This window comes from Gaetbulibacter sp. M235 (genome assembly GCF_043876835.1).
In the GTDB taxonomy this organism is placed as follows: Bacteria; Bacteroidota; Bacteroidia; order Flavobacteriales; family Flavobacteriaceae; genus Yeosuana.
In genome coordinates this window covers 51,724-74,161 of sequence record NZ_JBAWJZ010000001.1, presented here as the reverse complement: position 1 = coordinate 74,161, position 22,438 = coordinate 51,724, and the positions used below count along the sequence as shown (strand labels likewise).

Here is a 22,438-nt window from a genome sequence, read left to right as displayed (position 1 = left end):
ATTGTGTTGAGTTATTAATTTGTAACCACTTCATTTTTTAAAGGTTTTATTAGATAAATAATGAGACCAACAGTAGTAGAAACAATAAGTGCTAAAGCAGAAGCTATAGCTGGGTTTTTAACATTTGTATTTTGCATATAAGGTGTTAATTCTAAATAGTAAACACTAAAGTGAGTAAGTACAGCTACAATTGAAGCTGTAATAGGGATCCATTTGTTTTGTGTTGAAGTAAAAATGCCAAAGAAAACTGGAACAAAAGCTGCTGAAAAAAATGCGTAAACTCCATTTTGGGCAAAAATACCAACACTTAAACTTGGACTTACTAATTGTTGATGTGATAGTATAATGGAAATAATTGCAACCAATACAGTCAAGGCCATGTTAATCTTAATTATCTTATAATTTTTTGGATTGATTTTATTTAAAATAGGAACAATTAAATCGTTTGTGATAGTTGTTGGAATTGATTGAATTAATCCTTCTAATGTTGAAAGTCCGGCCGCGAATAAGCCTAAAATAACTAGTATGCCCATATAAATAGGAAATCTTTGTACAACATAGGCAGACATGATCCCATCCATTTTTAAAGGAACTCCATTAAACATGAGGTCAGGAAAACCCAATCTCGCATAAAAACCGGTAAAAACAACCGAGAAGAATAATATTAAAATAAGTATTGTGTAAATTAAAAATCTATTTACTTGCTCTTCTTTTTTGATTAACAGTGATTTTGTTAAAATATGGGGTTGACAAACTATTGCGATACCTACAATAGCATTACAAATAAACACTTCAAAGAAGTCTCTGAAAAGCGGACTTTTATCATTGAAAGGTTTTATAAGTTGAGGATCAATGCTTTTTAATCTTTCAAAAAAACCAATATCATTATTAATTAAGTATTCTGATCCAGACCAGATAAGTATTAATGCAACTACCACCATTAAGATTGCTTGAATAGAATTGGTGTAAACCATGGCGTTAGCTCCACCAATCATCATGTATGAAAACACGATTACTACTAATGAAATTAATACGATCAATTCATTTACATCTAGAGCTTTTGATATCACTTTAGTAATCCCAACACAGATAAGAACAATAAACGTAATTAACAGAATGCTTAGAAAACCAAAAAACAGTTTTAAGAATTTAGAGTCGTAACGTTTACCGAGCCAATCTGCTATTGAAATAGATTTAACATTCATGCCGTACCTTCTAAATCTTTTTATAAAGATTACTAAAGCAAAGAAAATCGCCGTTGGCATTACAATACCAAAAGCTAAATAAGCACTTAAACCATATAATGAAATAAAACCTGGATTTATAATAAAGGTAGCTGCACTTGTTAAAGAAGCTGCTAAAGACAAGCTTACAGACAAAGAAGAAAATGATTTGTTTCCTACAGCATAAACTTCAATGTTATTTTCTTTTACCCTTGACTTAAGGGATAAATAAAATAGAATAGAAATGAAGAGTATTAAACTTAGAAAAGTAATAATGTTATAAATGTCTGTCATTAATTTGTTAGTTGATAATATTAGTGTTATAAAAGTGAGTATTTGTAAATATTAATACCAATTTTATGAAAAGCCCATAAATCAATATTAAAACAAACAATGTCTAAGAATTAAATTTAATTGAAATATTTTGATGTTGACTTTTTTGTTTAATTTTTTTAAAACTCCTAATTCAGATACTAAAAAATTGTTTTTTTATGAAAATTTTACTTTAAATTTTCTTATTTAAACATTTTAGGATAAAAAATATGAATTACATATTATTTAGTCAATATATTATAATATTTATGTAAAGTATAGTAAATCAATATATTATTAATATTTAAATATAAAAAGTCAATAGTATTAGATTTAATTTTATTAACTTTAGTTCGTTTAATTAACAATAGCTTTGATAAAAGATAAAAAATCAAAGTATGAACAGATTAGCCAATAAAGTCGCAATCATTACAGGTGGCGCTAAAGGAATAGGTAAGGCAACAGTAAAAACTTTTCTAAATCATGGAGCCACAGTTATCTGTTGGGATATTGATGAAATAGCTGGAAAGAATTTGCTTGAAGAGTATAAAGGTGAATCAATTTCTTTTTATAAAGTAGACACGACTAATAAAAACAATGTTAGTTTGGTTGTAGAAAGTATTGTTGAAAAGCATAAAAGAATTGATATTCTAATTAATAATGCGGGAATTACAAGAGATTCAACACTTAGTAAAATGACTGATGAACAATGGCAAAGCGTTATTGATGTTAATCTTACAGGTGTTTTTAATTGTACTCAATTGGTTTCAAAAGTTATGGTAGAGCAAGGTAGTGGTAGTATTGTTAATGCGGCATCTATTGTTGGTTTGTATGGAAATTTTGGACAAACAAATTATGTGGCAACAAAATCTGGAGTAATAGGCATGACCAAAGTTTGGGCTCGTGAGTTGGGAAGAAAAGGAATAAACGTGAATGCAGTAGCTCCAGGCTTTATAGCAACAGAAATGGTAAACACAATCCCAGAAAAAGTAATAAAAGACTTAGAAAGCAAAACGCCGCTTGGCAGATTAGGAAAACCAGAAGACATAGCAAATGCTTATTTGTTTTTAACTTCAGAAGAAGCAAGCTATGTTAATGGTACCGTACTTAGCGTTGACGGAGGTTTAGTGATGTAAATAAAATGAAATTAAAGAAGTTTATAAAATATACCGAATCCCTTTTACCACACGAAGTTGAATTATTAAATCAATTAAACCAATTTCAGGATGACGATAGGATCGATGTTTTTAAACGAATTTATCACAACACTTTAAACCAAGAAGAGAATAAAGATTTTGACGAAGGAATAAATAAACGAAAATATTCCCATCTCATGAATTGGATGCAGTCAAAATTGGATTCATATTGTACTGATAGTTATTATAAAAGGCTCAATTATTACGACAATAGAATAAAGACAGACACTATTTCTTCAGAAGAAGAAAATGAATTGTTGTCGTTAATAAAACATTACTCTGCACATCATTACCATTTTATAAGATTCTACGAGGTAGTTAAAAACTATCTCGTTTTTTTATTGGTTAGAGTAAGGCTTAATGATTATGAATTAATCAACCAATTTATCCATCAATATCACGACGATTATATAAGGTGTAAAGAAGTAAGTAACAGGATGACACAATCTGCTTCAGATATTGTGACAGATTATCACACTAATAAAACTTCTTTAAACTCCATGAAGTGGTTAAACTGGCTAAGACGTTTATATGCCGATAAAAGTCTTGATGGATATAACAGGTACCAGGCTCTCATTCTTCTTTCATACATTTCATTAACAGAAAATTCGCTTTTAGAAGAAGTGCTTTCATATTATAAGGATCTTGAAGAATATTTAATCGATGGAACATATTATTCAAGAAAATTGCTGCTGAACTATTATGGAAACAAGCAGTTAATACTTATGAAACTTCATAAATACGATTTTGCTTTATATTATGGTAAACTTTCTATAAGTGATCAAGGACATGATTATGTGATGTATTTAAGTAATTATTGTTTTAACCTTTTAAAGTTGGGCGAACCTAAAAGAGCTTTAATTCTGCTTAAAGAAGCATTGCCATTTGCCAGACAAATGTCGAATAAGTTTAATCGTACGCTATACATTTCATCTCTTATGAAATGCTATATAGATAATAGTCAATATAATAACGCCAAGCAATTTGCTGAAAATCAATTGGCATTACACGAAAAAGATATTATTGAGCATAATTGGAATAAATTTTTCAGGACGTATCTGGAATCTTTACTTCATTTAAGGGAATATTCAAAAGTTAAAAGAATTATTAAACGTTATAATCTGATTGAAAAGGAAAGCAGCTCTCTTAAAAACTATATTACTTTTCCATATTTTAAATGGTTTTTGGCTTTAGTAAACTTTAAGGAAGGAAACATAAGTCAATTTAAATTTTCAAGCTCAATTAAAAGGGAAATAGAAAGTCTGTCTAATACCTATAATATAAAACCGTCTGGAAAGATTATGTCGTTAATTGAAGATGCTGTGGTTAAATTGGTATAAAAAAGCAACCATAAAACTTCCTTTTTCTTTTTTAAAAATAAAACATAAACCTTTTTATAGTTCAATATTTATTGGAAATCTTCCTCAAAATGATTGAATTAAAGAAATTAGCTTTGATTTATGTCGATTTATTATATTTTTATTTGCTGTCACTTAAAATAAAACATATATTTATAACCATAAAGTTTAACCAAACCTAAAAGATAAAAAATTATGGAAGGATATTGCGTAAAATGTAAAGACAAAAAAGAAATTAAGGATGCTGCTGAAGTAACCATGAAAAATGGTAGAAAAGCCATGAAGGGTAAATGCCCAACATGTGGTACGGGCATGTTCAGAATTCTTGGAAAGTCTTAGTTTAAAATTGAATACATTATAAAAAGTATTGATAAGCTTTAGCTTATTATTCTTTAGTAAATTAAAAGACCGTTCTCTTTTTCTTTATAAGAAAAAGAGAACGGTCTTTTTGTTTTATTAGGATAATAAATATAATTAAATAAAAATAAGAAAAAGAATACAAAAAAAAAGTAAACATGCATTTTATCTATAAAACATGCATTTAAACGATAATTTTTATTATATTGCAGCACTTTTGAAATTAAATCAAGGATACTGCTGCATGAATGAAGTAAATTATCAGTACGTCAATTTGCAATCTTTAAAAGAGGATACTTTTGGTGATGAATCCATTTTAAAGGAAATTATGGGGCTGTTTATCGAGCTTATTGATGAATATACTTCCATTTTAAATAAAGAGTTACCACATAAAAATTGGCAAGCTTTGTTTCAAGCCACTCACAAAATAAAGCCAAACATTTTCATGTTTGGAATTTCAAGTTTAGAGAAAACCATTTTAGAATTAGATCTTAATTTTAGAAATGAGGTTAATTTAGAAACGGTTGATTGCCTTGTTGATTATGCTATATTGATTTTAGAAGAAGTAAAAAATGAATTAATAACTGAACTTAAATTAATGACTGATGAGTAAAAAGAAAATTGTCTTAGCTGAAGATAATACCACCCTTTCATTACTGTTGAAGTTTAGGCTTGAAAAGGACGGTTATGAGTTGTTTATGGCCACCGACGGTAAAGAAGCTGTCGAGCTTATTGAAAATCAAATACCGGATTTGATTTTAACCGATGTAATGATGCCTTTTATAAGTGGGCTTGAAGTGATCAGTCATGTTAGAAATAAGTTAGAATTAAAAACACCAATTATTGTATTTTCTTCGGCAGGACAAGAAGAAATGGTGCTGAAGGCTTTTAATTTAGGAGCCAATGATTTTATGGGAAAACCCTTTAGTCCTAATGAGTTGGTTATACGAGTAAAACGATTATTGAATATGTAACTGAACAAATTTTAATCTGAAATTAATTTTGCCCCAATGATTGATTACCAGAATATCTATGAGTATTACAATAGTTTTCCATTGCTAATTAAATTAGTATGGGTTTTAATAGGTGTATTAAGTTCTATTATACTTATACTCATTATATACCTTAAATTAATTCGCTTAACCTTAAGGAGTAAACACACAGAGGACATAAAGTTTAAAAGAGAATATGAAGCACTTTTGGTGCAATATTTATACTCAGGTGATGAAACGGAAACATTAACAAATCCACAAAATGAAATCATAAATCAATTAAAAGCCTCCATAAAAACGAAAGCAAGACGAAAAATAATTGTTTCGGTTTTATATGAGTTAATGAATGAAGTTTCTGGTGAAATGTCTGACTCCATTAAAATATTTTATAATGAAATAGGTCTTGTTAATTATGCTTTTGAGAGACTAAAGAGTAAAAAATGGAATGTTATAGCTAAAGGAATTGGAGAATTAAGGCGTTTTGGAATAGATGAAGCAAGCCATAAGATAGCACCATTTATCAATCATCCTAGGAGTGAGGTGAGAAATGAAACCCATATTTATATGGTTAATTTATTTCTATTTGAGGGACTTTCTTTTTTAGATGAGTTGAAGACAATTCTTTCCGAATGGATTCAAATACAGTTACTGGAAACATTACAAAAGTTTGATAATCAAGAAATATGTGATATCCGCCCATGGTTAAAATCAAAAAACGATTCTGTTGTGTTGTTCGCACTTAAACTGGCACAAATATATAATCAGTTTGAAGTTAAAGGAACCTTAATGGAATTGTTGTCTCATGCAAATAAAGAAGTAAGGGTAAATGCCATTGATGTATTGTCACATTTATACGGTATAGAAGCCAAAGAAATGCTTAAGGCTAATTTTAGAAATTTGAGTTTAGAAGAGCAAATTAGCTTCTTTGAATTATTGGAGAAATTAGTAGTGCCAGACGACGAACCTTTTGTGGAAGCTCACTTATTTCATAAGAATTTTGAAATTCAATTATTAGCACTTAAAATATTAAAAGAAATTAATATTGATAAATATATGGGACTAACAAAATTGTCTGAAGAAGAGAAAAGTCCCGCAATGATTAAATCGATAAACGTCTTATAAAATGAATACTAGTTCAGTTGATATCATATTACAAATATTGCATTACATATTTTTTGGGTATGCTTTTGCGGCAATTCTATCATATATTATTTTATCAGTGATTTCTGGAAAGGAAACTATTGAGTATATAAAAAAGAAGAGCTTTGTTAATTACAAGGATATTTTATCATCAACCATGTCGCCCTCAATAACTATCATAGCACCTGCTTATAATGAAAGTTTGAACGTGGTTGAAAATGTAAGATCCTTATTATCAAATCATTATGTAAATTATAATGTAATCATTGTAAATGATGGTAGTAAAGATAACAGTTTAGAGCTTCTTATTGAAGCCTATGATCTAGAGAGGGAAGACTACATTATAAACGAAAAAATAAAAACAAAGCCTTTGAGAGCTGGGATTTTTAAATCTAAAAATCCGGCCTTTGAAAAATTGATGGTGGTTGATAAAGAAAACGGTGGGAAAGCAGATGCCTTAAACATGGGGCTTAATATTAGCACTAACAAATATGTAGCATGTATTGATGTTGATTGTTTGCTACTTGAAGATGCACTTCAAAAGATGATTAAACCATTTTTGGAAGTTACAAGCTCAAAAGTTATCGCAACGGGTGGTGTTATTAGAATTGCAAATTCATGTGAAATAAAAGGAGGAAAACTTATAGATGTTAATCTGCCAAAAAACCTGCTGGTACAATCTCAAATTTTAGAATATTTAAGGGCTTTTTTACTTGGACGTATGGCATGGAGTAGGTTAAATGGCCTTTTGGTAATTTCTGGTGCCTTTGGGATTTTTGATAAAGAAATAGCTATTGCTGTTGGAGGATATGACACTAACACGGTTGGAGAAGATATGGAAATCATTGTCCGAATGCGTCGGTATATGGAAGAAAAGGGAGAAAAATATAAAGTCTCATATATTCCGGATCCATTGTGCTGGACAGAAGCACCCGAAAACTATAAAATATTTATTTCTCAACGAAACCGGTGGACACGAGGAACTATTGAAACTTTAAGAAAACATAGAAAGATAGGATTTAACCCAAAATACGGTTGGTTTGGCACGTTAAGTTATCCGTATTGGCTGATTTTTGAACGCTTAGCTCCAATTATTGAAACTGTAGGGTTACTGTATTTTATAATTTTAATGGTTTTAAGAGAGGTGCGTTGGGAATATGCCTTATCATTTTTTATTCTAGCCTATTTATTTTCTGTATTGTTTTCTATTACCGCATTATATTCTGAAGAGTTAACATTTCATCAATATAAAAAGAAGGGAACTGGCTATAAGCTAATTTTATTAAGTGCCATAGAGCCATTTGTATTGCACCCATTTATTTTGTATGCGGCGATTAGAGGAAATATTGACTATTATTTCAATAAGAATAAGAAATGGGGAGATATGGTTAGAAAAGGACTAACAACAGTATGATTTTTAAGTGTATAAATTATTTTAAATGAGATTTAAGTTACATAATAATAGTTATCAATATGCTTATTTAACATTAGCTTTAATTTGTGTCTTTTGGTGCATAAGTATTTTTGATATTATTCTTTCGCAAACTTCAGGGGTTATTATTTCCAACATTGGATTATCTATTTTATATAAATGTATTAATGATTTCTGGGCTGGTTTGATAATAGGATTATTGTTATTTCCATTTTACCTTTTACTCGATGTGTTTTTTAAAAGCAGAGCACTTCTTGTTATTAATATCCTTTTTGTGTTAATCGTTATTGCTCAATTTTCACTCGTTAAATACAGCTTAACAACTTTGGTTAATCTTGGGTCTGATATTTTAGGGTATTCTTTAAATGATATTTATAGAACTATAATGGCATCAGAGTCTTTTTCGGCTCTTTATTTTTTACCATTTATTGTGTTTCCTTTGTTGTTCTTTGTTTCCTATTCAATCATTAAAAAAAATGTAAACGGAAGAATGCTAATCGGGGTTTGGGTGGTTTTTGTACTGCTATTAGGAAGTTTAAAATTAATTGTTTCACGAGTTTCTGAAATTGAACAACAAAATAAATTAGCTTATTTAGCTGAGGATATTATTAAATTTCAATCTGAGAAAAACAATCTATATGGAGACAATCTGTTCAACAGAGAAGATTTTCCATTGATGAAACCATTTAGTGATTCACACGATGTGTTGGCGCCATTTTTTAATATAAATGAAGAAAAACCAAATGTAGTTATAGTAATAGTAGAAGGTTTAGGTAGTGAATTTATTGGTGATGAAGCCTATAGTGGTTTTACACCTTATCTGGATTCGTTGATTTCAAAATCGTTGTATTGGAAAAATTTTGTGAGTTCGGCAGGAAGAACCTTTGGAGTTTTACCATCATTATTAGCCTCGTTACCCTTTGGAGAAACAGGCTTTCTAGAGCTATCAAAAACACCATCTTATGTATCCCTAATTAGTGTGTTAAAAGCCAATGGATATACTACATCATATTATTCTGGAGACCAATCAAGTTTTGATAAAAAAATCAATTTTTTAGAATATAACGATATTGATGATGTCATTGATGAAAATAAGTATGGTTCAGAATATACTAAAACGGAAGCTAATTCAGGAGGTTTCTCTTGGGGATATCCTGATGCTGAAATTTTCAAAAAAACATTATCTACTTTAGATAACAAAAAAGAACCAAGATTGGATATTATAATGACACTTACCAATCATGAACCATTCACGTTTCCAGAAAAAGAACAATACGAAGCCAAGGTAGACAGTTTATTAAACTCAAATCAAAAATTTGATATTTCAAAAGAAGATATTTTAGCTAACAAAAGTATTTATGCAAGCTTAAATTATACAGATAATTCTATTAAAGATTTTATGAACGCCTATGCTAAGCGTAAAGAATACAATAATACCATATTTATAATAACAGGAGATCATAGGCTTATACCTATAGCTCAAAAAGATAAGTTGTGTAGGTATCATGTGCCATTGTATATTTTCAGCCCCATGTTGAAAAAACCTGAAACATTTAAGTCTGTGTCATCACATTGGGATATAACCCCAAGTTTATTGGCATTTTTAATGAACAATTACAAGTTTAATAAGCTTGAAGAAATAGCTTGGATGGGAGAGGGGCTTGATACAGTAAGACAATTTAGAAATATCCATAAAATACCCTTAATGCGTTATAAAGGCAGTATAAGTGATTTTATGTTTAAAGATTATTTGTATTCTGATGGAGAACTGTATAAGATAAATGAGAATTTTGGCACCTATAAGGTAAAGGAAGACGAACTTAAAGAAATCATGGCAGATTCTTTATTGAAATTCAAAAGGCTTAATGCTTATGTAACCCAAAGGAATAAGATTTACCCAGACTCATTAAACATCTACATTAAGCCAAAAGTAGAGTTTTCAGAAACCCAACAAGAAACAATTAATAAGCTAATAGAAGGATTAAACTTTGATCAATCTTTTCAAATAGCAAGGGAAGAGGCATTTAAAAAAGACTATAAAATAGCAAGACTTCTTTGTGATTATATTTTAAATGAATTACCAAATCACTCAGATGCCCGTACTTTAAAAGGAAGAACATTAGCTTGGGAAGGTGACTATATAAATGCTGAAACTGAGCTCCTTAATGTTATTAAAAGATCACCATATTACTATGACAGTTATTTGGCATTGTTGGATTTGTATTGGTGGTCAAATCAAGAAGAAAAATCTGAACAAGCATTTAAAAAAGGGTTGGCAAATGGTATCCAAGATCCAGTGTTGGGATTCAAAATGGCAAAAGCCTATGAGCGCATGAAAAAGGTGGTTAAAGCCAATCAAATTATGGATAGTATCATTAAAATATATCCAGATAAAAAAGAATATGTAACATTTAAAAATACTTTAAATTAAAGTTACCCAATAAGATGGAAAAACATATCTACATAATTATTTTTTTATTAAGCTTTTGCTCCTACGGACAGCAAATAACTTTTAAGGGTGATCCTGATAGAGCCTTTGAAGTTGCTAGAGAATTAGCTTTTAATGGGAAGCGTAAACAAGCACAGGATACGTTGCTATCAATACTTACAAAATATCCTAATTATAATGATATTCGATCTTTTTTAGCAAGCACATATTCTTGGGATGGCGACTATAAAAAAGCCAAAAAAGAATTTGAGAAAGTATTAAGAAACGATCCTGATAGACTTGATACTTGGGAGGCAGCTATTAAAAATGAAATGTATAGTGAAGAACCATATAGTGCTTTGGAATTGGTAAATAAGGCACTGAAAAGTTTTCCAAATGATGCTGAGATACTTTATTTAAGAGCTAGTGCAGAAGAGAAATCAAACAACAAGGAAGAAGCTTTGTTAACATTAGAGACTATTTTGAAATCCAATCCCAACCATGAAAATGCCTTATCGTTTAAAGAAAGTCTTTTAAAAGATTTAAGGCAGAATGACATTGGATTTAAAGCATCCGTTGATATTTATTCAGAAGTGTTTGATCCTATGCAATATTATTTGATTAAGTATAGTAGACGAACAAAATTTGGTAGTTTTCATACTAAAGTCAATATAAGTAACAGATTTAATTCTACAGGAGTGCAATTTGAGGTTGACCTTTATCCTAGAATTACGAAAGGTTTGTATGCCTATGCCAATTTTGGGTTAGCCAATACATTTTTGTATCCTGATATGAGGTATGGTGCAGAATTATATAAGTCTTTACCTTTTGGTCTTGAAGTTTCAACAGGGTTCAGAGCTTTAAAATATAGTTCTACAACAACCATTTATACAGGTTCTTTAGGCTGGTATACAGGAAATAATTTTTGGTCATTTCGTACGTATATAACACCAAGTGATTCTGGCTCAAGTAAATCAGGAACTCTAGTTTATAGAACATATAGAAGTGACTCGGAAAATTATTTTAGTATTGATGCCGGAATTGGATTTTCTCCAGAAACATATAGGTTTGAGTTTGAAGGTAAAGAAAATGCTATTGTTAAACTAAAATCACAAAAACTAAATTTCGGGTATTATTTTACTACTAAAAATAACAAAAATGCATGGGGTATCCAAACAGGAGTGTCACATCAAGAAATCAGCTTTGATCCAGGTGCTTATTTTTGGATTTATTCTCTGTCATTATCTTGGGATATGAGATTTAGATAATTTTTTCATAACATTTTAAATTGCTTACTTTTATGTAAGATGAAAAAAAGTTTACAAAATATTTCTTACTAAGTAGCTAATAAAGAATAATTTATTTAAAATCGTTAAAATTGAACAACTCTGTTATTAGTTTTTTGTTTTTAACAGGGATAATTTAATTAAATAAAGAAAAATAATGTAAAAAAATACATTTAATCGATTTTTTTTGCACTTTATCGTGATTATTTAAAATATTATATTACATTTGGAGGGTAAATTGTTTTAAATACTCTCTATAAATGAAGCATCTATTCCTTTCAACCTCTATTAAGATTGTTTATGCCTTAATTTTTTTGTTCTTTAACTTTATTGGCTTTTCGCAAAGCGACATACAAGTTGAAATTATTGGAGGCAACACGGTAGCTTATAATTCAACAATAGAAATTACAGCTGGAAATTCAATTTCGTTTAGAATCACTAATATAAGGACTGACTGTGATTTAGTAAAAATTGATGACATAAGCATCACTAACACAACTGATTTTAGCTTGTCTAACGACAAAGTGCCTAAACATGTGTACACAAATGATTGTAAAGGAAATCCTAAAAACATTGATTTTACAATTACCAACATAAGTGGTAATTGTGCAGCATTAACAGATATAAATATTGAGATTAAAAAAGATCCTAATTTTATTTTTACATTTTCTATAGAAGGATCGCCTGAAATAAATGTTTTAGGTGGTAGTCCTTCAGCAGATATTTTAGATGGTTCTACTACTACATCTTCAACAAATGGCACTTATTTTGGAGTTGTTGATGGAGGAGCATCAGTAAATAGATATTTTATTATTGCAAATACAGGTAGTTGCCCTCTTGATATCTCTTCTATAACTAGTTCGTTGAGTGATTTTACAGTGCCACCATATGTTTTGTTGCCAAATTACACACCTTCTTTTTTTACAACAACTATAGATGCAGGAACTTATGTTATATTGCCAGTTACATTTTTGGCCCCAATAGGCGGGTCTGGCACTTTAACATCAACAATAACTGTTACAAATACAGCAAATACAACTTTTACTTTTGATGTGAGTGCTGAAATGTTCAATTATAATATACCAGGGCCTGGTGGTATTACTGCCGATTTTAGACTTTGGTTAAAAACTACCAGAGGTATAACAAAAGATGGAAGTTCAAAAGTTTCTAAGTGGGCCGATATTGGTACCAATGCTAAAGATGCTATAGCAGATTCTGGTAAAGAACCAACATATCTGGACAATGTGGCTTCTAACATCAATTTTAACCCAGTTATTAAATTTGAAAACGATGGAAGTACTTTAAATCAGTATTTATATAATAACGATAATGGTTTTTATAGTCAAGATATCTTTATTGTAATGAAATCAGATGTTGATGTTACTTCATCAACTGGAATGACAATATTTTCAGGATCTATTTCTGACATTATTGCTTCAGAAAACTATGTAGATGATGTGAACGATGTTACAGGTATAGGTATGGGAGACTTTACTTCTAATTTAACAGGAGAGCTTTTGTGGTACAATCAAGGTTCTTCAGCATCAAATCCTTATTATGCATTGCCTGCATCATCAAGTAGGACATATGATACTGCTGGGATTGTTAATGCTGGAAATAAGACAAATACAGTGTCTGATGGAATGAGAATACTCTATAATAGTATTGACGATGCTTTATCTTCAACCAAAAACATATCAACTTTTGAAAATGTGGGTTATGTTGACACTGTTCCATATCCAGATGTAATTTATGGAACACCTTATATAATAGGTAAAAATGCTAACGCCACATTCGGTAATCTTAATGGAAGTGTTGCCGAAATTTTTACGTTTGCTGAACGTGTTTCTGATGCTGATAGACAAAAAATAGAATCCTATTTGGCAATTAAATATGGTATAACGCTAGGAGGTTCAAATGAAGCTGAAAAAGATTATATTAATTCGTTTGGAACCAAGATTTGGGATATTTCGGCGAATTCAGGATATAATTATCATGTTGCTGGTATAGGTAGAGATTCTATCTCAGATTTAAACCAAAAGCAATCAAAAACATTAAATACTACTAACGAGGTAACAGTTGGGTTAAATGGCATATTTACAACCAATAGCTCAAATACTAACGAGTTTAATGAAGATGGAGACTTTTTAGTTTGGGGTTCTAATAATGCTTCCTATACAGGGTTAAATACAAACACTGTTTCAATAGCTTCTGGAATTACAACATCATTAACAAGAATTGATAGAAAATGGAAAATAGTAGAATCCAAAGAATCAGTTTCAGGAGGCGATGTTGGAAATGTCTATGTTTCAATTCCAAGTGATGCTTTTAGTGGTTTTTCGTTGGGAACAGATGAAGAATATGTTTTGATTGTTGCTGATAACGATGGCTTTGGAAATAATGATATTATAGATGTTTTACCATTAAAATCTTACAATGGAACTGATTTACAAACTTGGTACGATTTTGACGGTACCAAGTATTTTACATTTGGTAGAGCCGCAAAACTGAATCAAGTACATAGTATTAATATAGCTTCTGGAGATTATTTAGTTGGTGAATCAGCATTAAATTTAAATATTAACGATTTTACAATTTCTGCTTGGGTTAAGAGTGCTTCAAATGCTAGTACAAGAACAATTATGGCTAAAGGAACCAAGTTGCAATTGAGGTTAAATGTTTTTGATCAAGTAGAAGTTATGGTAGATGATGATATAACACCAGAGTTTACTTCAACTATGGAATTGAATGATGGGAAATGGCACCAAATAACCTTTGTGTATAATAGTGGAACAATTTTCTTGTATGTAGATGGTGTATTAGATAAATCTGAACTAAATGTTGTAGCTCCCTCTCCAAATTACAATAATTTTTCAGTTGGTGCTTTGTATGTTGATAAGAATACTATTACTAATCCTTTTATGGGTGATATAGATGAGGTTTATGTATGGGATCAAGGTTTAGATGAAAATCAAGTGCGATATCTGATGAATCAAGAAGTGGAAAAAGGAACAGGCGATTTCGTAACTGGTAAAATTATTCCACAGTCTTCATTGAGTAATGAAGTAGCAACGATTCCTTGGAGTAAATTAAGAGCTTATTATGATTTTAACTCATATTGTGGGTCAACTGTTGAAGGTTTGTCAGACAACAATAACTTTTTAAGGATAAAATATTTAAATAAAAACAAAGAGATTGTTGAAGATCAAACAATAGCACTTCCATATATTTCAGCTTCTAACGGAGCTTGGGATGATGCTGGAACTTGGATGTATGGTACAGATAATGTTTTGCCTAATTCACTTAGCTTAGATGGTGTTACTTATATAGATTGGAATATTGTTGAAACAAACCATGATATTTATTCTGGAGATAGGGATATTACACTTCTAGGATTGATAAATAATTCAGGAACTATAACTATTGCCGATCCATTGCCATCTCCACAAGATGAAACAAATTCAGGTCATTCATTAACTATAACAAACTATTTAGAGTTGGATGGAGTAATAGATTTGGTGGGTCAATCTCAATTGATACAAACCGAAGGGAGTATTTTAGATGCCGATAGTGGTGGATATATTGAAAGGGATCAACAAGGAACGGCTAATGGTTTTAATTATAATTATTGGACATCGTCAGTAAGTCCTATTTCTGGCAACTCATCTACTAATGGTATAGGTGTTTCCAGCTCTAATCCAAATTATACTATTTCAAGTGTTTTATTTGATGGAACATCATCATCTTCTTATCAAACCATCACATTTAATTCAAGTTCCAAGGCTGCCGATTCAAATACACCTACAAGTCCTATTACGATAAGTACCTATTGGATGTATAAATTTTATGGCCCTACCAATAACTACAATTCTTGGATTAAAATTAATCAAAACACGTCTCTTAAAGCTGGAGAAGGTTTTACAATGAAAGGAAGTTCTGGCTCTGCAGTAATTTCAAGTGATCAAAATTACGTATTTAAAGGTTTGCCTTATAATGGAGACATTAAACTAAAATTAAATAAAAGTTCTGGTGAAGTTGATCGTTTAATTGGAAATCCATACCCATCAGCAATTGATGCGACCGAGTTTATATTAGATAATTTAAGTGTAGATGATGGTGGAAACAATACAAGTGGAACTGTTTTTAATGGAGCTCTATATTTTTGGGATCATTTTGGTCAAACAAACACTCATGTTTTAAATGGTTATGTAGGAGGTTATGCAACTAGAAACTTAACAGGAGGAGCTGTTGCAATATCAAATGATAGTAGAATTAATGATAATCTATCTACAGGAACAAAAATTCCTGGTCAATACATACCTGTAAATCAAGGTTTCTTTGTGTCAACTGCTCTTGACGGTTTTTATAATGATAATGATCCTCCAACAGAAATATTAACTGTTGATGGGGGTGATATTATTTTTAAAAATAGTCAACGTGTTTTTGCTACTGAAGATGGTTCAACATCTGTATTTATGAAGTCTTCATCAAAGAAAACATCAAAAACAACAACAGAAACAAATAAAAATGATAATCCAGTAATTTGGTTAATGTATGATTCACCATTGGGCTATCATAGGCAAATTACTATTGGTGCAAATGAAAAGGCTTCAAAGGGATTTGATTTAGGATACGATGCGTTTATGGCCGATGTTAATGAAGAAGATATGTATTGGAATTTTAATGGAGGTAAGTTTGTGATTCAAGGAGTTGGTGATTTTAGTGATACACAGGAATTTTCATTGGGTCTTGTCGTAAAAAAAGGTGGATTAGTAAGAATAAAGTTGGATGCTCTTCAGAATATTGATTCTTCTAAAGCAATATATATTAAAGATTCAATAACGGGAGAAATCTATCAAATTAACAATGAGCCTTTTAGTATGCATTTAGATGCTGGTAAATATAATGATAGATTTAAACTTGTTTTTAAATCTTCTTATCCTAATAGTAAAAATTTGCTACAGACTAGCAAACCAGATTTAGCTAAATTAGCTTCTGTTTTTTATAAATTTGAGTCTTCTAGCTTAACCATTAATATGAAATCAGGAACGATAGTTTCAGAAGGAGTACTAATTAATTTAATGGGACAAAAAATAGCATCTTTTAATGGATTTTCAAATACACTTTCAATACCACTTCACGTTAGTACTGGAGCCTATATTATCCAATTAAAAACAGATATGGGAATTATTAATAAAAAAATCATAATTAAATAGAGTAATTATATAGTTATGTAACAAATGTTACACAACTATATAATTGTTAATTTTAATTTTACAACTTTAATTCTAAGTTTAAGTATTATTAAGATTAATAGCTAAAAAAGTGCTTCTTTTTAAAGAAGCACTTTTTATTTTTTTTAAATAATTTTCTTCAAAATAAATTAATTTTAAACTTTTACTTTTCTTATTTATAAACTAGGTTTTTTAGTAAATTGCGGGTATTAAATCAACGTGTTAATAGTATGGTAACCTTAAAACAATTAGCAAAAGAGTTAAATGTCTCAATATCCACTGTTTCAAAAGCATTAAATAACAGTGAAGAAATTGGAGAAGAAACTGTTAAACGCGTAAAAGAGTTAGCGGCTCTTTACAATTATAAGCCTAACAAAGTAGCGTTGAGTTTAAAGCAAAACAAAACACAAACCATAGGTGTTATTATTCCAGATATATTAAATCATTTTTTGGCAAAAGTTTTGTTTGCTATAGAGCGAGAATCTACAAACAATGGGTATAATATTATTACTTGCATATCCAATGAATCGTTGGAAAAGGAAATAAGTAGTTTGCAATTATTAGCAAATGGAAGTGTTGACGGATTTATTTTAGCGGTTGCCCAGGAAACTCAAATTAAAAATGAAACGTCTCATTTTGTTAAAGCAATTAATCAAGGTTTGCCAATCGTTATGTTTGATAGGGTTGCAAATGATGTGTTGTGCGATAAGGTTATTGTTGACGATTATGAAGCAACCTATAATGCAACTAAAAGTTTAATAAATGAAAATAGAAAGCATGTAGCCTTTTTTAGCAGTATTGACGATTTAAGTGTGGGTAAGTTAAGGGAGAAAGGCTATTTAAAGGCAATAGCAGAAGAATCTAATATGAAGCCTTATATTTTAAGAGTTAGTAGATTTGATGATATTCAGAAAAAGATAAATGAATTTCTAAAAGAAAATAAAGATATTGATGGTGTGATATCTGCCGATAGTTCTTCAGGTGTTATTGCGATTAACGTTGCTTTAAATATTGGGCTTAAAGTTCCAAAAGATATTTCGGTTATTGGGTATTCTAGTAATGCAATGTCTAATCACTGTATTCCAAAATTAACGACTATACGTCAGCATGCAAAAGATATTGGAGCATGTGCTGCTCAGCTACTTATAAAAAGACTGACAAATAAATCTCAGAGTGAACAAGATTTTTCAACTAGGATAATAAAAACTAGTTTAATTAATGGAGGTTCTACGCTATCTTAATGTTTTTTAAAAGTGCATTTCGTCGATTATTTTACGATAATAAATGATTAAAAATACATTTTATCGATAAAATAATACATTTAATCGTTTAAATTTTTGTTTGCTATGTATTTTGTCCTATATTAGCAGTCTTAATAAGCGCAAAAATTATTCCCTAAGTTTATTAAGAAAAATTAATCCATTTATAGGCAGCAATGTCAATCCCTCAAAAAATATTTTATAAAAATCTGTATGTGCTTTTGTGCATTCGATTTTAAATTAATTATCCATTTTCCCTCTGTTAAGATTTTGATTTCAAAGTCTTTAGTGTATTTAAATTATTTAAAAAAAATTTTTTAACAGAAAAATTGTATAACCTTAAAATTGAATAGATATGAAAGCCCTAAAAATTACCTTAATCTTAGCTGTTGTTTTAGCAACTCTTTCTTCATGTACAAAACAAGATTTAAATGAAGATGATGTATTAATAATTCCAACCGATAACACAACTACCTTTACTGGAGGTGGTATTGATGAAACAGGAAGATAATAATTTAACTTATCAAAATATTTTAAAAAGCTCTTTACAATAATGTGAAGAGCTTTTTATATTTATAAAAATTAAAAAATTATAGATACATTTGAGATTATATATTAATTGAAAGTCATTGAATATAAAATCTCCTTTTTTAATATTACTAATTTGCAGTCTAGCTTTTTTGTCTGTTCATGCTCAATCCAAGCTAGAAGCGGACAGTCTACAAACATATCTTTTAAAATCAAAAGACGGGGACAAATATAGTAATGAAGATAGGTTGACATATATTTTAAAAGCTAAACAAATTGTATTATCTAATAGAATAGATTCTTTAATTATAAAAGTTAATTTACAATTGTCTTCAATATATTATGAAAATAGACAACTTATTTTATTTAAAAAGATTAATGATGAAAATTTAAAAGTTGCTTCTAAAATAAAGGATTCTTCAGCATTGGCTGAAATAAATTTTAATTTAGGAGATTACTATAAACTTTTCAACAAGAGTGATAGTGCTTATTATTACTATCATAAGACTGAAAAGTTGTTTAAATCATTAAAAGATGATTATAACACAACAATGGTTTTATTAAATATAGCCGTTCTACAGAAAAATGAAAAAGACTTTATAGGTAGTGAAGTAACCTCTGTTGAAGCTATTTCCCATTTAAATCAATTAGAAGAAATAAATAGTGTTATAAAGCTTAAATCGTATATATATAATAACCTCGGATTAGTTTTTGATCAACTCGAACAATATGATGAATCTATAAAGTACCATAAAAAAGCTATTGAATTAAAAAAGAGGTTAGAAGGAGATAATCAGGCAACTATTGAGAACTCATTAAATAATTTAGCACTTGCTTATAAAAGTGCTAGACAATATAAATTAGCTTTAGAAAATTATAATCAAATTTTACAAAATAAAGATTTAGTAAAAAGCAGGCCAGATGTGTATGCTACAATACTTGATAATTATGCAAATACTTTATACTTATCAAAAAACTATAATGAATTACCAGGTCTATATTTAAAAGCTTTAAAAATATGTGATAGTATAGGTGCAAGTTATAATTCCATTATAATTAACCAACATTTGGCCCAATATTATGATGACTATAATAAAAAAGATTCAGCTAAATATTATGCTTATAGAGCTAAGGATATTTCAAAAGCCTACCATAATGATGATTTATTAAAATCTCTTCTATTACTTTCTAAAATAGAGGATGATAGTATAGCAGTAAAGTATTATAATGAATATATAAAGCTTAATGATAGTTTGGTTAAAAACGAACGAACCATTAGGAACAAATTTGCTAGAATCCGTTTTGAGACCAAGGAAATCGAACAAAAAAATATCCAGATTGTCAGAGAAAAACTATGGCTTACAGTCATCTCGATTATTTTATTGATTTCAGCTTTATTGATTTATATAATCATCACACAGCGAGCTAAAAACAATGAGCTGAAATTTGTGCAAAAGCAGCAAGAAGCCAATGAAGAAATTTATAACCTCATGCTTACGCAACAAGAAAAAATTGAAGAGGCAAGGATTTTAGAAAAGAAAAATATCTCTCAAGAATTACACGATGGTGTTTTAGGTCGCTTATTTGGTACTAGATTGAGTTTAGATAGTTTGAATATGGCTTCAAGTGAAGAGGCTATAAAGACAAGAAGCAGATACATTCAAGATCTTAAAAATATTGAAAACGATATTAGAAAAGTTTCGCATGAATTAAATACAGATTTTATATCAGGATCGGGCTTCTTGGATATCGTTAAATCATTGTTAGAAACTCAAACCAAAGCATATGAGTTAGACTATGAATTTGATTGTAAAGATTCAATAAATTGGGATGATGTTTCCAATAAAAATAAAATTCACATGTATAGAATAATACAAGAATCATTGCATAATATTTATAAACATGCAAAAGCATCTTTAATTAAAATTTCGATTGAACTGAAAAATAATGTAATTTTATTATCGATAAATGATAATGGTTCAGGCTTCGATGTTAATAAAGCAAAAGCAGGAATAGGTTTAAAAAACATGAACTCTAGGGTCAATGAAATTAATGGAGAACTTAGTATTGAGTCTAAAAAAGATGAAGGAACTATGGTTCAAATAAAAATCCCAACCTAACTTATTAATGGCAATGAGTGAAACCATAAGAATATTAATGATTGATGACCATCCAATGATTATTGAAGGGTATCAAAACACATTGCAATTCACCAAAAAAGAAAGTCAGATTTTAGATATAGACATTGCAAATAATTGTGATGAAGCCGTTGCTTTTATGGATAAATCTGTTAAAACCAACAGACCATATCAAGTGCTTTTTGTAGATATTAGTTTGCCACCATCAAAAGACGGACTAATGAACTCTGGTGAAGATTTAGCAATTTATGCTCGAAAAATTTTGCCAAAAGCAAGAGTAATCATTTTAACTATGTTTGATGAATCTTATAGAATTCACAATATAATAAAGACTATTAATCCTGAAGGATTTTTAATAAAGAGCGATTTAACTTCCAGTGAATTAGCAAGTGCATTTCAGGCAGTACTCCATAATCCACCTTTTTATAGTGGTACTGTAAACAGTCATTTAAGAAAAACCAATGAAAGTGATATTGTGATTGATGACAAGAATAGAAAGATACTTTATTTATTGTCGCAAGGAGCGAAAAATAAAAGCCTTGCAGCTCATTTAGATATCTCTTTAAGTGCCATTGAAAAACGAAAAAAACAACTCAAGGAAATTTTTCTTATTGACGATGGTCAGGATGAAACACTTATAAAGGAGGCCAGAAAAAGAGGATTTATTCTTTAAAAAATCAAAATTCTTAGCGTACTTATTACCTTACAAATATTTTCAATTAAAATGTTTGGTTACGGTTTTACCGTACTTTGAATTGGAATAAAAGGTTTAATTTTGTAAAGTCAACACTTCAAATTAATTAATCCCTCAATTTATTGTTGGCAATAGCAATTTACATTGACCCTGTGGAGGTGAGAGACCCACAGGGTTCCTTTTTTTAAAAAGTAAATATACTTTCTCTATATTCCCAGATAGTATTGATGTAAATTCCTAAAAAAATTATTGAAACAATAAATTTTATAAATGTTGATGCAATAAAACCTATGAATGATCCAAAGGCAGCTTTAATTGCTGATTTAGAATCATTTTTATTTATCATCTCACCAATAAACGCTCCAATAAATGGGCCTAAAATAATTCCTCCTGGTATTGGACTTACTAATCCAACAACCAATCCAATAGATGTGCCAATCATTCCTGCTTTACTGCCGCCAAACTTTTTGGTTCCTACAGCAGGTATAATATAATCTAAAACAAAAATGATAATAGCTATAATTCCTGTTATTATCAACAAAGTAGTATTCATTTGAACCGCTTTAGTAAGATGCAGAATTAATAGGCCTAACCAACTTAAAGGTGGTCCGGGAAGAATTGGTAAAACACTTCCAAACAATCCTAGTAAAATAAATAATGCTGAAATGATAATAAGAATAATATCCATGTAAAATTTAAAATGTTGCACCTATTGGTCTAAGGTATTAAATGTTTGTTACAGTTTTTAACTAAAAAATTAGTTTAAACTAAATATTTAGTTATATTTGAATAATTAAACTAAAAACTTAGTTGAATAGATGTTGAGATTTATTCAATGATTTCAAAAGCAAAAAGTATCAA

At 29.6% G+C, this 22,438-nt stretch carries 16 protein-coding genes; 14 read left to right on the top strand and 2 right to left on the bottom strand.

Annotated elements, in window-relative coordinates; genetic code table 11:
- Nucleotides 1-14: 14 nt before the first annotated feature.
- A complete protein-coding gene (locus V8G69_RS00310; protein WP_394879660.1) occupies nt 15-1,517 on the bottom strand; it encodes a sodium:solute symporter in 1,503 nt (500 codons plus the stop codon).
- Nucleotides 1,518-1,933: 416 nt separating this feature from the next.
- On the opposite strand from V8G69_RS00310, the gene V8G69_RS00305 reads away from it, so the two are divergent.
- The 14 genes from V8G69_RS00305 to V8G69_RS00240 all read left to right on the top strand — a co-directional run bounded on the left by V8G69_RS00305 (nt 1,934) and on the right by V8G69_RS00240 (nt 21,556).
- A complete protein-coding gene (locus V8G69_RS00305; RefSeq protein ID WP_394879659.1) occupies nt 1,934-2,671 on the top strand; it encodes a beta-ketoacyl-ACP reductase in 738 nt (245 codons plus the stop codon).
- Between the two features lie 5 nt (nt 2,672-2,676).
- Nucleotides 2,677-4,071 (top strand): hypothetical protein, encoded by a 1,395-nt coding sequence (locus tag V8G69_RS00300; protein ID WP_394879658.1) that lies wholly within the window; start codon nt 2,677-2,679, stop codon nt 4,069-4,071.
- Between the two features lie 213 nt (nt 4,072-4,284).
- Nucleotides 4,285-4,428 carry a DUF5679 domain-containing protein gene (locus V8G69_RS00295; protein ID WP_157804943.1) on the top strand — a complete coding sequence of 48 codons (144 nt, stop codon included), beginning with the start codon at nt 4,285-4,287 and terminating at the stop codon, nt 4,426-4,428.
- Nucleotides 4,429-4,624: 196 nt separating this feature from the next.
- Nucleotides 4,625-5,059, top strand: coding sequence for a hypothetical protein (locus V8G69_RS00290; protein ID WP_394879657.1), 435 nt, complete (start codon nt 4,625-4,627; stop codon nt 5,057-5,059).
- The gene (locus V8G69_RS00285) at nt 5,052-5,420 is read left to right on the top strand and encodes a response regulator transcription factor (protein ID WP_394879656.1); all 369 of its coding nucleotides are present in this window, start codon (nt 5,052-5,054) and stop codon (nt 5,418-5,420) included. Before V8G69_RS00290 ends, V8G69_RS00285 begins: the two co-directional genes overlap by 8 nt.
- 36 nt (nt 5,421-5,456) lie before the next feature.
- Complete coding sequence (locus V8G69_RS00280; protein WP_394879655.1) at nt 5,457-6,560, top strand: hypothetical protein; 1,104 nt, start codon at nt 5,457-5,459, stop codon at nt 6,558-6,560.
- 1 nt (nt 6,561) lies between these two features.
- Nucleotides 6,562-7,992 (top strand): glycosyltransferase, encoded by a 1,431-nt coding sequence (locus V8G69_RS00275; RefSeq protein WP_394879654.1) that lies wholly within the window; start codon nt 6,562-6,564, stop codon nt 7,990-7,992.
- A gap of 25 nt (nt 7,993-8,017) precedes the next feature.
- Entirely contained in the window at nt 8,018-10,441 is a 2,424-nt protein-coding gene (locus V8G69_RS00270) for a sulfatase-like hydrolase/transferase (protein WP_394879653.1), read from the top strand.
- A 14-nt stretch (nt 10,442-10,455) separates the two neighbouring features.
- A complete protein-coding gene (locus tag V8G69_RS00265) occupies nt 10,456-11,706 on the top strand; it encodes a YaiO family outer membrane beta-barrel protein (RefSeq protein WP_394879652.1) in 1,251 nt (416 codons plus the stop codon).
- A gap of 278 nt (nt 11,707-11,984) precedes the next feature.
- A complete protein-coding gene (locus tag V8G69_RS00260) occupies nt 11,985-16,940 on the top strand; it encodes a LamG domain-containing protein (RefSeq protein ID WP_394879651.1) in 4,956 nt (1,651 codons plus the stop codon).
- Nucleotides 16,941-17,188: 248 nt separating this feature from the next.
- A complete protein-coding gene (locus V8G69_RS00255; RefSeq protein ID WP_394879650.1) occupies nt 17,189-18,199 on the top strand; it encodes a LacI family DNA-binding transcriptional regulator in 1,011 nt (336 codons plus the stop codon).
- Nucleotides 18,200-18,572: 373 nt separating this feature from the next.
- The gene (locus V8G69_RS00250) at nt 18,573-18,728 is read left to right on the top strand and encodes a hypothetical protein (RefSeq protein WP_394879649.1); all 156 of its coding nucleotides are present in this window, start codon (nt 18,573-18,575) and stop codon (nt 18,726-18,728) included.
- 118 nt (nt 18,729-18,846) lie between these two features.
- The gene (locus V8G69_RS00245) at nt 18,847-20,865 is read left to right on the top strand and encodes a tetratricopeptide repeat protein (RefSeq protein ID WP_394879648.1); all 2,019 of its coding nucleotides are present in this window, start codon (nt 18,847-18,849) and stop codon (nt 20,863-20,865) included.
- A 13-nt stretch (nt 20,866-20,878) separates the two neighbouring features.
- Nucleotides 20,879-21,556 (top strand): DNA-binding response regulator, encoded by a 678-nt coding sequence (locus V8G69_RS00240; RefSeq protein ID WP_394879647.1) that lies wholly within the window; start codon nt 20,879-20,881, stop codon nt 21,554-21,556.
- 205 nt (nt 21,557-21,761) lie between these two features.
- Here the strand turns inward: V8G69_RS00240 and V8G69_RS00235 are convergent, their stop codons facing one another.
- The gene (locus V8G69_RS00235; RefSeq protein ID WP_394879646.1) at nt 21,762-22,265 is read right to left on the bottom strand and encodes a DUF456 domain-containing protein; all 504 of its coding nucleotides are present in this window, start codon (nt 22,263-22,265) and stop codon (nt 21,762-21,764) included.
- Nucleotides 22,266-22,438 lie beyond the last annotated feature (173 nt).

Coding starts and splice junctions, on each gene's coding strand:
- V8G69_RS00310 (WP_394879660.1), bottom strand. CDS start 1,517: ATGACAGACATTTATAACATTATTACTTTTCTAAGTTTAATACTCTTC.
- V8G69_RS00305 (WP_394879659.1), top strand. CDS start 1,934: ATGAACAGATTAGCCAATAAAGTCGCAATCATTACAGGTGGCGCTAAA.
- V8G69_RS00300 (WP_394879658.1), top strand. CDS start 2,677: ATGAAATTAAAGAAGTTTATAAAATATACCGAATCCCTTTTACCACAC.
- V8G69_RS00295 (WP_157804943.1), top strand. CDS start 4,285: ATGGAAGGATATTGCGTAAAATGTAAAGACAAAAAAGAAATTAAGGAT.
- V8G69_RS00290 (WP_394879657.1), top strand. CDS start 4,625: ATGCATTTAAACGATAATTTTTATTATATTGCAGCACTTTTGAAATTA.
- V8G69_RS00285 (WP_394879656.1), top strand. CDS start 5,052: ATGAGTAAAAAGAAAATTGTCTTAGCTGAAGATAATACCACCCTTTCA.
- V8G69_RS00280 (WP_394879655.1), top strand. CDS start 5,457: ATGATTGATTACCAGAATATCTATGAGTATTACAATAGTTTTCCATTG.
- V8G69_RS00275 (WP_394879654.1), top strand. CDS start 6,562: ATGAATACTAGTTCAGTTGATATCATATTACAAATATTGCATTACATA.
- V8G69_RS00270 (WP_394879653.1), top strand. CDS start 8,018: ATGAGATTTAAGTTACATAATAATAGTTATCAATATGCTTATTTAACA.
- V8G69_RS00265 (WP_394879652.1), top strand. CDS start 10,456: ATGGAAAAACATATCTACATAATTATTTTTTTATTAAGCTTTTGCTCC.
- V8G69_RS00260 (WP_394879651.1), top strand. CDS start 11,985: ATGAAGCATCTATTCCTTTCAACCTCTATTAAGATTGTTTATGCCTTA.
- V8G69_RS00255 (WP_394879650.1), top strand. CDS start 17,189: ATGGTAACCTTAAAACAATTAGCAAAAGAGTTAAATGTCTCAATATCC.
- V8G69_RS00250 (WP_394879649.1), top strand. CDS start 18,573: ATGAAAGCCCTAAAAATTACCTTAATCTTAGCTGTTGTTTTAGCAACT.
- V8G69_RS00240 (WP_394879647.1), top strand. CDS start 20,879: ATGAGTGAAACCATAAGAATATTAATGATTGATGACCATCCAATGATT.
- V8G69_RS00235 (WP_394879646.1), bottom strand. CDS start 22,265: ATGGATATTATTCTTATTATCATTTCAGCATTATTTATTTTACTAGGA.